Origin of the sequence: Actinopolymorpha sp. B17G11 (assembly GCF_040196095.1) — a bacterium.
Taxonomy (GTDB): Bacteria; Actinomycetota; Actinomycetes; order Propionibacteriales; family Actinopolymorphaceae; genus Thermasporomyces.
The window spans coordinates 1-12,201 of record NZ_JBEFTW010000071.1 but is presented as its reverse complement, the minus strand read 5'-3'; the positions used below and the strand labels follow the sequence as shown (position 1 = coordinate 12,201).

Here is a 12,201-nt window from a genome sequence, read left to right as displayed (position 1 = left end):
TCGACCCGCGACCGTCCAACCCGCGCCTGCTGAGCCACTGCCCCGTCCCCTGGGCCGGTCGAACCGAAGACAAGACCGATGACAGCGTGTGGGCGGTGACGTGCTTTGTCACCCGGGCCGGCTTCCGGCGCCGCGGCATCAGCCGGGCACTGGCCCGCGCCGCCGTCGACTTCGCCCGACAACGCGGCGCCCGCGCCCTGGAGGGCTATCCCCACAGCACCGAGGTCGGACACGTCGGTACCCCCGCCGTCTTCGCCGCCGCCGGGTTCGTCGAGGTGAGCAGACCCACCACCAGGCGCATCCTCATGCGCATCGACTTCTAGCAGCGCTCGCCTCAACAACTGCCGCCCGCCCATACCGATCGGCACGACCTCAGCAGACGAGAGGGACAGGTGGCACTAGGTGGTCCACCGCCGAGGTCAGGGAGCGAGATCACCGCGCTCGTGGTCCTCGCCCTACAACGGCACGGCAAGGTCACGGGCAGAAGGAACGATCACGGGCGCCCCCCTGGGGCGATGGCCGGCCGGTGCGCCGCATTAGCGCGCCTTGATCCCGTATGGAGGGGGCACTTCGACAACGGCTGCTGGGGTGTCCGGTAGGGAACCTCGACCGAACGACTAGACAGTGTTCAACGGCGGCGGCGAACTCGAAACACCCGTCTCGTAAGCGGATCCCCGTACGGACGATCCGCTGCGATGAGCTCGAGCGCTAACGTCCGCAACTCGGCAGGTCATGTCCGGAGCATGCTGCGGGGCTGGTCCGGCCGGCGGCTGGTGCCCGCGGACTGGGCCACACACGTCGGCACGACCTACTTGATCTTGCGGCTTGAAAGGAGTTCCTTCAGCAGATGTGCGTAGCCCAGGGCGTCGTCGAGGGCCGCGTGGGTACGTATGTGGCCACCGAACCATTCCTCAGGGTAGTTGTCCAGGCGGCAGGCTTCGAATGACCAGCCGTGGACGCCCATCACAAGCGTGGCCAGGTCGATACCTCCGGCCATCAGTCCCGGCTGGCGGTGGCGGTCGAACAACGGCAGTCCAGCGAAGCGTTCGACGTACCAGGCCATCCATGTTCCGTCAAAGATGAGCGGGTGGGCGGCGAAGACCGCGCGACCCGGCAGTGAACGCACCCAGTCGGCGAACTCGGTCATCGCCTTAGTGGGTTCCACCGGGTCCCGAGTGGCTTCAGCCCATGCCTCGGGGTTGGTCTGCCACCATGCGATGGCGCCGGGGTCGGGTCGGGAGCCCTCGAACGGCTTCAGGTTGATGGTGAGGCGTCCGTGGTCGGCGCCGTCTTCCCCGACCGCCACAGAAGCAAAACTGATCATCGAGTTGACGCCCAGGGTCAGTCCGTCTGCTTCGATGTCGGTAACCACATAGGTCGTCGGCGTATCCATCGTGCCTCCTGGCATGGCCCTCTGGCGAAGCTGTCGAACGTAGCAGCCGGCCGTGGGGTTCACTCAGCGGAGCCGGCGGCGAATCCGAGACCCTGAGGCAGCGGTCTGCCCGGACGTGCCACGGGCCTGTGCGGCGGATGGTTGGCTCGACTCGACTTGTGAGGGCACAACTTGGAGGCTAAGCACCTCCGGCAGCACAGAAGATCCAGAGCGCCGGCATCATCGTCGCGTGTGTCCGTTAGGCGAACGTCAACCGCCGATGCCAAGGCCGACCACGACGACAATGCGGGGTGTACGCAAGCCGATCCCCTGCGTACACCCGCGTTGTTTTCGTCGTGGAGGCCCTAGGCACGGACGGTTGTGGTTCCCCTTGCGGACAGCCCCGAGACGTGTCGCGTGGTCAAAGCTTTGCTGAGCCGAACCGCCGAGACCAAACATCCTTCTACCGGATGTGAATAGTGATGAGGCGAGCACGACGGCCGTTGAGCCGTCGGCAGCCGAAAGGACCTCCGTCGACGCGGGCCAGTCGTACGGAGCCTTCACCGCCCCCTGGTCGCCGACCGGCTCGCCGCCGATGCCTTGGTCTTGGTCGCCGGCATGATCCCGGCCCTGCGCGAGTCACCGGATGACTGGTGGTCCAACACCGGATACCGCAGCGCAGTGCAGGCGCAGGCTGCGCGGGATGGCGGCCTGACTGGCAACCCGGAACTGCGCCAAACTGGCAAACGGGCCACGCTTAAGGCCGGTCCCATAGCTTGGTCGATCTTTCACTGGAGAGTGTCATACGACGAGCTGGAGGGGCGCCCAGCGAACTCGCGTGTTGTTCCACCAGTGGAAACGGGTATACATCCACGCGGGGCCTTGTCAAGCAAGCCAGCCGGCCTGCGGGCAGGCAAGGGTAAGTGGGGGTCCGGCGTGTCCAGGCAGGGAGACACGGCCTGCGGGCGCGGTCGCTGCCTGGACCACAGGCCGCGACCATGGAGGGGATCGGCGCGCATCGCGTCGACGAGTTGCCTCACGGTCGTCCTCGCGTCGTTATTGGTCGTCATTCTGCTCCCCGGTTACGCAGCCGCTCACACTCTGGATACGCAGGGCTTTTCCGAGATCGCCCAACACGGCGACGACGTGCGCTACGAGCTGGTCGTCGACTACGCCGCGTTCGCGACGGTGGCCGCTATAGGTGAACCAGGGGGCACCTCACCCGATGACGCCGAGCGGGAGCTCCAGAGAGGCCAGGACGAGGCCGCCGAGTACCTCGATCGGCATCTGCAGGTGCTCGTGGACGGAGTGGTCTGCGACGCCGGGATCGAAGACACCGGCGTCGAGCGGCGCTTCGAGCAGCCCTATGCAAGGGTCTCGCTGCTCTACGACTGCCCAGGCACGGGCGAGTACGAGATCCGGTACTCGGTGCTCGTGGGGGATCTGGACCCGGGACATGGCAATGTGGCCAGCTACCACCTGGCGGGCGAGACTGGGGAATTCGTTTTCGACGCCGAGCGCAGGGAACTGCTCGTGGGCGAGGCAAGCTTGGTCCGCCAGGTGTACCGTTTCGCGGCTCTGGGCTTCCATCACATCCTCGGCGGTTTGGATCACGTCCTCTTCGTGGTAGCGCTCTTGATCGGTGCCAGAGGACTGCGTGAGGTGCTGGGCGTGGTCACTGCGTTCACGCTGGCGCACAGTGCCACGTTGGTGTTGGCCGCCATCGACGTGTTGACCGTGCCGTCGTCCGTCGTCGAGCCGCTGATCGCCCTGTCCATCGCCTACGTCGCTGCCGCCAACGCCCTCGGCCGACCTGGAGCGAGGTATCAGTTGCCGGTGGTCTTCGGCTTCGGCCTCCTGCATGGCATGGGCTTCGCCGGAGCGCTCCAGTTCAGTGGCGATCTTGACTGGTCGGCGGTCTCGTCGCTGGTGAGTTTCAACGTCGGCATCGAGCTCGGGCAGGCGCTCATGGTGGCCTTGCTCCTCCCGATGTTCCTCTTCGTACGCACGTTCACGTGGTCGAGGTACGTACATTTCGGCGCGACCGGTGTGATCACGATCCTCGGCGTCGTGTGGTTCGTCGAGAGGCTCGTGCTGGCATAGCTGAACGGCGCTCTTCCCATCGGCCGATGGACGGCAGGTTCAACGACGGCCAACTCCGGCTTCCGCTCACGAACGCATAGACAGAAGACAGTCGAGAAAGGAACCGATGACAGGTGCCGAACATGGCCGAGACCCGATGGTTCAACAAGAAGGCAATGCACAGGACGCTCTTCGCGGGGACACTCTCACTGGCAATGATGGCGATAGGCAAGCCCGCGTTCGAGCCGGCGGAATCCAGGGCGCGAGCCGCGGCGACCGGGCCGCAGGTCGCCACCGGCGTGGTGTTCGAAGATCGCAACAAGAACGGAAAGCAGGACGCTCAAGAGCCAGGTGTCGGGAACGTGTCGGTCTCCAACGGGCGCGAGGTCGTGCGCACTGACAGGAACGGGCGTTACCGCATCAATGTGACCGACGAGACGATCATCTTCGTGACCAAACCGTCGGGCCACATGGTCCCCGTCGACGACAAGCAGCTGCCGAAGTTCTACTACATCCACTACCCCAACGGGTCACCAGTCGAGACCGACTATCCCGGAATCTCACCAACCCGTCCGCTACCCGAGTCCGTCAACTTCCCCCTGTACAAGGAGAAAGAGTCCGACACATTCCAGGCGCTCGTCTTCGCCGACCCGCAGACGAAGACGCTCGCCGAGCTGGATGACCTTCGCACCGACGTGACAAACGAACTCACCGACACCGACGCGTCCTTCGGAGTGACAGCCGGCGATGTCGTCTATGACCCACTTGATCTCTCCGGACCACACAACGAGATCATCGCGACGATGGGTATCCCGTGGTGGAACCTGCCCGGCAACCACGACATCAACTACGACGTACCCGACGACACCTACTCCACCGAGACGTACAAGAGCGTCTACGGCCCGACCGACTACTCCTTCGACTACGGTCAGGCGCACTTCGTCAACATGGACAACGTCGACTACCTCGGCCAAGGACGCGGATACCGAGGCTATCTCGACGAGCGTCGCCTGGAGTGGCTTGCCAACGATCTTGCCTATGTCTCGAAGGACAAACTGATCGTCATCACTACACACATCCCGCTCAGGACCGAGGCCATCGGCCACCAGGCCCAGAACACCGTGAACCTCGACCAGCTCTTCGAGGTGCTCAAGGATCGTAAGCACATCTTCAGCACCTCCGGCCACGACATGTCGAACAGCTGGCACACCTACATGGAGCCAGGCGAGATGGGCCCGACACCACCCGGCACCAACCCGGCAGCGTGGCCCGGCAAGGGCACCTTCCACCACCAAGTCCTCGCCCAGGTCCAAGGCGGAGGTTGGAACACCGGCCCGACCGACGCCCGTGGTGTCCCCGCCGCCGACATGGCGGATGGCAACCCCAACGGCTACTACTTCCTCGACGTCGACGGCAACGACTACCGGATGCGCTACAAGCCCGCCAGCCTCCCCGCCGACTTCCAGATGCGCATCACCTTCCGCGGCGGCGAAGGCAATCACACGCTCAGCAACGGAGTACCCGTCTGGATTCCGTCCGGCCCAAGCGGAGCAAGTGGCATCAGCCCAGCACCGCGGTTCGCACCCAGCGACTGGAACGATACGCAGATACCTCTAGTAGAGGCGAACGTCTTCGACGGAGGCGAACGACACCGGGTCGAAGTCCGCTTCGACAACGGCGACTTCCTGCCGATGGACTATAACCCGCCGTCATTCGGTCTGACGGACGGAGACCCGAACGGCAACCTGGACACCTACATCCACGCCCTCCGGGAGAGTCTGGAAGGCTCCGAACGGCCAGTCAACCCGGAACCGTCCTCACACATCTGGACACTGCCGGTCCCGCAGGAGCTTGGTCCCGGCAAGCACACGGCCACCATCAAGAGCACCGATCCGTACGGGCAGACCACCCAGGTGTCCCAGCGGCTCGACGTGCTGGGGAGCTAGTATGCGCGGCTCCGACTCGGATGGCCGGTCGTCTGTCCTGCACCACCCTGTGCACGGGGCCAACTCCAGTGCTGGCGAGACTTCACAGTCGGCTTCGTAGAGGAGCCCGACGGCAACTCCTCCACGCCAGCGGGAACCTGGCCTCCCAGGTCGCTGAGATCGTCCTCGACCCCATCCATCGACCAACGTTTCCGGACCTGCGGAGCCTTGGGCTGTCCCGCGGTCCTCGCTGTCGCCTATTGCGCGACATCTCCCTCACCGGACACCCGTCGACAGCCATCTGGCCGTCAACGGCCGCCAGTCGTGCCGCCGGCCGTGGGCACGTGGCGAGGATGCCGCATGATTGGGTCGACGATCCGGAGCCAAAGGAGGATTCACTGAAAGCTGGGGACAAACTCCTCCTCCCCCTTGGTTTCGGATCTCCTCATTCGACCAGCCCTTGATCACCCAGACGCACGTTGTCCCCGGTGACCGAGCAGGCGTACCCACTCAAGCCCGAGAACGGTGTCTAAGCCTGGTCTAGGCGCCATCCGGTCGGCGACCGAATTCCCCGGCCCGGTGGTCGTCCGTTTGAGGATCCCCGGGTTCGAGCGGTGATCGCAACACCCGATGGGTGAGTGGTGTTGTGGGTGCGGTTCTCTATGCGGATGGTTGCGGAGGTTCATCAGCGGTTCTGGGAGGCGATGGCGCGGGGGGATTTCATCACCGATGCGGCGGTTGCGGCGGGCACGTATCGGGTGCAGGGCCGGCGGTGGTTGATCGCTGCTGGTGGGGTGCGGCCGCGGCGGGGACGCGACCTGGATGGTCGGTGTTTGACGTTCGCTGAGCGGGAGGAGATCGCGCTTGCCAGGGCGGCCGGTGAATCGATGCGTTCGATCGCCTACCGGTTGGGTCGTAGCCCGTCGACTATCTCCCGCGAGCTGGCCCGCAACGGCGAGGCTCCAGAGCAGTATCGGGCAACAAGCGCGCATGCGGCGGCCTGGGAGCGGGCGTCGCGTCCGAAGCGGTGCAAGCTGGCCACGAACGTGGCGCTGCGGCACAAGGTCGAGCAAGACTTGGAGAAGAAGTTCTCACCCGAGCAGATCGCCGGCCGGGTGAAGCAGGACTTCCCCGATGACCCGGAGATGTGGGTGTCTGCTGAGACGATCTACCAGTCGCTGTATGTGCAGTCTCGCGGGGCGCTACGCCGTGAGTTGACCAAGTGCCTGCGCACTGGGCGGGCACTGCGTGAGCCTGGCCGCAAGGCCGGGCAGCGTAAGAACCGGATCCCAGACATGGTCAATATCTGCGAACGGCCTGCCGAGGCGGCCGATCGTGCGGTGCCGGGGCATTGGGAGGGTGATTTGATCATTGGTAAGAACAACGCCACTGCGATCGGCACCCTGGTCGAGCGGACCACCGGGTACGTGCTGCTGCTGCACCTGCCCGAGGGGTATAAGCCGGAGCAGGTCGCGCCGGCGTTGGCCGCGAAGATCCAAACCGTTCCTGCGCTGCTGCGTCGTTCGCTGACCTGGGACCAGGGCGCGGAGATGCGGGATTGGAAACAGGTCGCGGTCGCAGCTGACATCGAGATCTTCTTCTGTGACCCGTACAAGCCGTGGCAGCGGGGCACCAACGAGAACACCAACGGCCTGCTACGCCAGTACTTTCCCAAGGGGACCGACCTGTCCGTGCACAGCCAGGCCGACCTGGACTGGGTCGCCGCCGAACTGAACGACCGGCCCCGCAAGAGGCACGGCTACGCCAAGCCCGACGAACTGATCGGCCCGCTGCTGCAGGCGTAACGGGCGGGGGCGGTGGTGCGCCACACGGGAGTGGCCGCCCGATAGCCAGCCGATCGAAAAGGGGCAAGGGCTTGCAGTCAAGGGTGGGGCGCAGCCCCATCGCGCCAGCGACGCCGCAAGGCGCCCTTGACGGCGAGACCTTCCCCTCATCCTCCCCGATCGGGCGGCCACGACCTTCTCCTTCACGCCACTGCGACCCGGGCCGTTCCGTTTCCGTTCGCTACGCTCACCCCAACAAGCAGCCGTGTTGCGACCACCGCCAGAATCCGCCGATCCCTATCCGTACGCGGGCGGTTCGGCTAACGGACGCTTCCGGCTCAGGGGCTCCGGTCCAACCTTCGGCACTTCCTCCAGGAGAAGGTGTGTGTGGCACGTACTCCGGGTGCATGCTGCCACGCCACGCGAGTTCTGGTTGGGCAGAAAATCGATCGTTCTGTTCGGTTGAGGTCGATACGTTGATGCTCTTGTCGGCCGTTCTGAGGAGCACTGTGATCACCCGATCAACATCGTTCGTGGAGCCTGCGACCGATCCGGTGCTGCTGAGGACGCTGGCGGCCGCTGGTCTTCCAGCAACCGGGCGCTTTCTGTCCAAGGCCGGCTGGGTTAGCCGCGTGTGGGTCGGCGACGAATACGTCGTGCGGCTGATCAACGACCAAAGGCACCGCGACGCGTATCGCCACGAGGCGACGGTCGTCAACCTGCTCACCGGCAGCGAGGTCCCACACGCCAGGATCCTCGCCCACGGCGACGGGCCGGACGGGCCGTGGTATGCCTCCGAACGCCTGCCCGGCCGAACCCTGTACGAAGCGTGGCCGGCGGCGGACTCGCCCACACGCCAAGCAATGATCGAAAGCCTCGGCTCTGTGTTGCGCGCCCTGCACCGGATTCCTGTCCCGGCCGATCTGCTGCCGCCCTGGCTGGCCGACGCAATCGCCGGGAAGAAGCCGTGGGCTGCGTTCCACCCACCTGTGGTGAGTGCGGCGCTCCAGCTGGTCGAGGATGCCCGGCGACTTCCCGGTCATGACGCGCGCCTGCTCGCGGACGTCGCCGGTTGGATCCAGGAGCGGCTGGCGTTGTTCGCCGCCGACGAACCCGTCCTCGTCCATGGTGATATCCATGGATCCAATCTGATGGTCGACCAAGGACGCGTCACCGGTCTGATCGACTTCGCGGAGGCGTTGGCTCAGCCGGCGGATGTCGAGCTCGATAATCTCCTGCACTGGTGCGCCAGGGCGCGAGAGTTCCCACCCGTACCTGGCGAACGAGGGCTCGACGAGACCACACTCACAGAGGTCCCGGGATGGCTGCACGGCGCGTATCCGGAGCTGTTCGAGCGCGAGCATCTGCGCGAGCGGTTGCGCTTCTATGACATGTACGGGGAGCTCGCGCAATACGCACACCACCCCCAGCCTGACGAACGCGAAGCGGCGCACGACCGCATCGCTCGCCTCCTTTCCGGCCATAACCATCTCGACGGACTCGTCTGGTAGGTCGTCTTCGCGCCTAGACGGGACATCGTGACCTGCACCCGAATCTGGGAGCGTGAGCGGAATCTTGACTGTGCCCGGTGAGGGATCCGCGGACACTCCGCGACCAGACCTGTCGCCGGATTCGGGATCGCCAGTCGACGCAGCCCCAACGCCCGCCAACGTGCGGGGCTTGACAGGCTCCCTGCAGCCGATAAAGTCAACCAATCGGTTTATCAACTGAATGGTTTTGGTGGTTGACATGCCTGTGGACCAACTCAGCAGCACTCTTGCCGCGCTGGCCGACCCCACACGACGGGCGATCTTGACCCGGCTGGCCGATGGAGAGGCGACGGTCAACGAGTTGGCTGAGCCGTTCTCGATGACCCTGCAGGCGGTATCCAAGCATCTGAAAGTGCTGGAGAAGGCAGGGCTGATCAGTCGCGGTCGGATGGCGCAGCAGCGGCCGTGCCGGCTGGAGGCCAAGCCGCTCGAGGATGTGGCCGATTGGGTTTCCCGGTACCGGCGGTACTGGGAAGGCAGCTTCGACCGCCTCGACACTCACCTGAAGGAAATCCAGAAGGGGCGTGCCGATGCCTGAAACTGAAGTGGTCTCGGATGTCTTCGAACGGTCTCTGACGATCGTGCGCGTGTTCGACGCGCCACGTGAGCTGGTGTGGAAGGCATGGACCGATCCCGAGCAGTTCGCATGCTGGGCAGGCTGCGACGGGCATAGCGTCCCGCTGTCCACGATCAAGATGGACCTTCGGCCCGGCGGAGCTTTCAGTTGGGTCATGGTCAACGACATCACGGGTGTAGAGATGCCGGGCGAAGGCGTGTACCGCGAGGTCGTCGAACCAGAGCGGCTGGTCTGGGTGTGGACATTCAGCAACCCCCTGCCCGAGGAGTCGGTCGTCACCCTCACCTTCACCGACCTTGCAGGCAGGACCGAGATGCGTATGAAGCAGGTCGGCTGGACCTGGGGCGCCCACGAGGCCGGGCTCCACGACACCAGAGCCGGCATGGGCGAAGAGATCGACAAGCTCGCCAAGTACCTCGCAGAAAAGACCTAGACCAGCGACGCGCAACCAACGTCCGCGCGGGCATGGTCTATTCGTGGAGACCCCGGTCGGACACACCTCGGAGGAACTCTTGAACGCCAACGCCCTACCACCCATTGTCGACGCCGACACCTGGCAGCGCGAGCTGCACGCCCTGCGTGTCCGGGAGAAGGCCGCCACCCGTGATCTGGACGCGATCGCCGCGCAACGCCGCCGCATGCCGATGGTCGAGATGCCCGACTACACCCTCGACGGCGAGGAAGGTCCCGTACGGCTGGCGGAAGTCTTCGGCGGCAAGTCCCAGTTGATCGTCTACCACCACATGTGGTTCCCCGGACAGGAGTGGCAGTGTGGGGGCTGCACCGGCTTCACCTCGCAGTTCACCCGGCTGGAGTTCCTGGACAACTACGACGCGAGGTTCGTGATCGTCACCCAGGGGCCGATCGACGAAGCGCTCGCGTACAAGCGGCGGGTCGGGAACACGATGGCCTGGTACTCCACGGCGAACAGCACGTTCGGGGCCGACGTCGGGGTTCCACCCGGAGGTACCTTCGCGGTCAACGTGTTCCTCCGCTCCGGCGACACGGTGTACCGCACCTGGCACACCAACGGCCGCGGCACCGAGCAGCTCAGCCACACCTTCGCGCTGATCGATCTGCTGCCCTACGGGCGACGGGAGGAGTGGCAGGACTCGCCCGAAGGCTGGCCACAGTCCCCCAAGTTCAGCGGATGGCTCGACTCACCAGACATCGCCACGCTCTATGGTCCGGATGGTCCAGACGCGTGAGACGTCGGCACCGCGCATGGTGAGCAGGCTGTTCTGGTCCAACATCAACCCCTACGGCAGATTCCACCTCGACATGACCGCCGCCTCGATCTCGCCGCTGTCGAACCGGCTCGGATCGAATCCGTGCTGTAGCGGCTACCGCCCCGTCTCGTATGCCGATCCCTTACCGGACGGCTTGAGGATCCGCTCAACTCGGGCTAGGCCGAGTGGCCGCACCGACGCATCTGCTCGCTAAAGGAGTTGGCAGTGATCCAGACCCAGGTAGCCAATGTCAACGTCAGTGAGTTGTCCGGATCGGAGATGATCGCGGAAGTCCGATACGGACATGAGGACCGGCTCGCAGAACTCGCCGTCATCGGGAGATGGAGCGCTGACCTGCTCGCAACCCGTTGCGACTGCTGCCCATCGCCGTCGGGTCGCTCCGCCCGACGCCCAGGTTGCCGCGACGATCTCGATCTCGCCGGCGTACCCGGTCTCTTCGAGCAGCTCCCGGCCCGCCGCTTCAGCGGGTTCCTCATCTTCCTCGATGGCGCCACCTGGCTGCTCGTCGAGCATCCGATCGGGACCGGGCCGGAACTGCCGTGCGAGCACGACCTGCTTCGCAGAAGTTCTCGTCAATCTCGGCGCGCCACAGCCAGTCGGGGGATTCCGTGGCTGGCCAGCCGTTCCGGACGGGTCCGGCGCGGTCGGGCGACATCTGTACGTCTGGTTGTACTTGACCATGACGCCGCACGTGCGTCGCTACCATGCGGCGCGAGGCATCCCCGACGTTATTTCTTGGACTACCCTGGGCGAGCTCGGGGCCGAGATGACCAGCACCCGGTCGATGTATGGTGCGAGCGGCCTGCAGTGGCAGTGGGCGCTACCACTGGTCTTCCGCGGCGCCTTCTACCGACTCGGCCGACTCGCGTTCGACCGGGCCACCATCTCGTTCACTGACCCACCCCTACAGCCCGGCGCATCCGCCATCTACACCCACATCCCTGAAGGCGGCCGCCTGAGTCCAGCCGACTGCGACGAATCGTTCGCACGAGCGCGGACATTCTTCCCCCGCCATTTCGACGACAATCCGGTCGCGTTCCTGTGCAGTTCCTGGCTCATGGACGACCAGCTCGCCGCGTACCTTCCTGAAGAGTCCAACCTCATCAGGTTCCAACGACGCTTTCGGCTGCTTCCCAATCCAGGCGATACCAGCGACAAGACGATCCTGGACTTCGTATTCCACCGTCTGCACGACGAACGGGATATCCAGCCTTCGGTGCTCGACACCTTGCCGCAAGATACGACCCTGCAGCGCGCCTACGTCACCCGCCTGCGAGCCGGCCACCACTGGCGCTCACGGACTGGTTGGTTCCCTCTCCACAATCGCCCGGCCGCTCCGGCCGAGTTTGCTGGTATCCGGTAGGGGTACGGACAACCGGCCACGCCGGGCCGGAGGGGCGTGGGAGTTCTGCGGCTGCGACCAGCACCGTCTCAGATAGGTGGTCCGGTGAAAAATCTCACCTAGATCGTTGATCGGAAATTTTGACCAGGTCGGGACATGTGTGCGACACGCTGGGTCTGACCTGGGGTGATGGGGCGAAGGGTGTCCAGGATCGGCGTGTCTACACACGCCGACTTGGAGGTCTTCGTGATCGCCGACCTGGACACCCTTCTGATCGCACTTTACGTGGAACTGACCGACCGCATCATCCCTGCGCATC

At 65.0% G+C, this 12,201-nt stretch carries 11 protein-coding genes; 9 read left to right on the top strand and 2 right to left on the bottom strand.

Annotation, left to right across the window (positions count from 1 at the left end; genetic code table 11):
• A partial coding sequence (locus tag ABN028_RS34410) for a GNAT family N-acetyltransferase (protein ID WP_349699538.1) occupies positions 1-323 on the top strand: 323 nt, incomplete at its 5' end.
• A gap of 485 nt (positions 324-808) precedes the next feature.
• On the opposite strand, the gene ABN028_RS34405 is transcribed toward ABN028_RS34410, so the two are convergent.
• The gene (locus ABN028_RS34405) at positions 809-1,393 is read right to left on the bottom strand and encodes a hypothetical protein (RefSeq protein ID WP_349699537.1); all 585 of its coding nucleotides are present in this window, start codon (positions 1,391-1,393) and stop codon (positions 809-811) included.
• A gap of 1,038 nt (positions 1,394-2,431) precedes the next feature.
• Between ABN028_RS34405 and ABN028_RS34400 the strand changes: the two genes are divergently transcribed.
• The 7 genes from ABN028_RS34400 to ABN028_RS34370 all read left to right on the top strand — a co-directional run bounded on the left by ABN028_RS34400 (position 2,432) and on the right by ABN028_RS34370 (position 10,498).
• Complete coding sequence (locus ABN028_RS34400) at positions 2,432-3,475, top strand: HupE/UreJ family protein (protein ID WP_349699536.1); 1,044 nt, start codon at positions 2,432-2,434, stop codon at positions 3,473-3,475.
• A 122-nt stretch (positions 3,476-3,597) separates the two neighbouring features.
• Positions 3,598-5,400 (top strand): calcineurin-like phosphoesterase C-terminal domain-containing protein, encoded by a 1,803-nt coding sequence (locus tag ABN028_RS34395; RefSeq protein ID WP_349699535.1) that lies wholly within the window; start codon positions 3,598-3,600, stop codon positions 5,398-5,400.
• A 641-nt stretch (positions 5,401-6,041) separates the two neighbouring features.
• Positions 6,042-7,184, top strand: a complete 1,143-nt coding sequence (locus ABN028_RS34390) for an IS30 family transposase (RefSeq protein WP_502879255.1) — start codon at positions 6,042-6,044, stop codon at positions 7,182-7,184.
• Between the two features lie 488 nt (positions 7,185-7,672).
• Entirely contained in the window at positions 7,673-8,674 is a 1,002-nt protein-coding gene (locus ABN028_RS34385; RefSeq protein ID WP_349699533.1) for a phosphotransferase family protein, read from the top strand.
• Positions 8,675-8,912: 238 nt separating this feature from the next.
• Positions 8,913-9,251, top strand: a complete 339-nt coding sequence (locus ABN028_RS34380; RefSeq protein WP_349699539.1) for an ArsR/SmtB family transcription factor — start codon at positions 8,913-8,915, stop codon at positions 9,249-9,251.
• A complete protein-coding gene (locus ABN028_RS34375) occupies positions 9,244-9,723 on the top strand; it encodes an SRPBCC family protein (RefSeq protein WP_349699532.1) in 480 nt (159 codons plus the stop codon). Before ABN028_RS34380 ends, ABN028_RS34375 begins: the two co-directional genes overlap by 8 nt.
• Before the next feature lie 43 nt (positions 9,724-9,766).
• Positions 9,767-10,498: a DUF899 domain-containing protein gene (locus tag ABN028_RS34370; protein ID WP_349699531.1), complete on the top strand. Its 732-nt coding sequence runs from the start codon at positions 9,767-9,769 to the stop codon at positions 10,496-10,498.
• A gap of 231 nt (positions 10,499-10,729) precedes the next feature.
• Here ABN028_RS34370 and ABN028_RS34365 read toward each other — a convergent pair whose 3' ends face one another.
• The gene (locus ABN028_RS34365; protein ID WP_349699530.1) at positions 10,730-11,116 is read right to left on the bottom strand and encodes an NUDIX hydrolase; all 387 of its coding nucleotides are present in this window, start codon (positions 11,114-11,116) and stop codon (positions 10,730-10,732) included.
• On the opposite strand from ABN028_RS34365, the gene ABN028_RS34360 reads away from it, so the two are divergent.
• On the top strand, positions 11,025-11,903 hold the full coding sequence (locus tag ABN028_RS34360) for an acyltransferase domain-containing protein (protein WP_349699529.1): 879 nt from the start codon (positions 11,025-11,027) through the stop codon (positions 11,901-11,903). The two genes, ABN028_RS34365 and ABN028_RS34360, sit on opposite strands and share 92 nt — an antisense overlap.
• Positions 11,904-12,201 lie beyond the last annotated feature (298 nt).

What these genes read in the sequence shown, in the direction of transcription:
- ABN028_RS34375 (WP_349699532.1), top strand. Translation starts at nt 9,244, where the DNA reads ATGCCTGAAACTGAAGTGGTCTCGGATGTCTTCGAACGGTCTCTGACG.
- ABN028_RS34390 (WP_502879255.1), top strand. Translation starts at nt 6,042, where the DNA reads ATGCGGATGGTTGCGGAGGTTCATCAGCGGTTCTGGGAGGCGATGGCG.
- ABN028_RS34405 (WP_349699537.1), bottom strand. Translation starts at nt 1,393, where the DNA reads ATGGATACGCCGACGACCTATGTGGTTACCGACATCGAAGCAGACGGA.
- ABN028_RS34395 (WP_349699535.1), top strand. Translation starts at nt 3,598, where the DNA reads ATGGCCGAGACCCGATGGTTCAACAAGAAGGCAATGCACAGGACGCTC.
- ABN028_RS34380 (WP_349699539.1), top strand. Translation starts at nt 8,913, where the DNA reads ATGCCTGTGGACCAACTCAGCAGCACTCTTGCCGCGCTGGCCGACCCC.
- ABN028_RS34360 (WP_349699529.1), top strand. Translation starts at nt 11,025, where the DNA reads ATGGCGCCACCTGGCTGCTCGTCGAGCATCCGATCGGGACCGGGCCGG.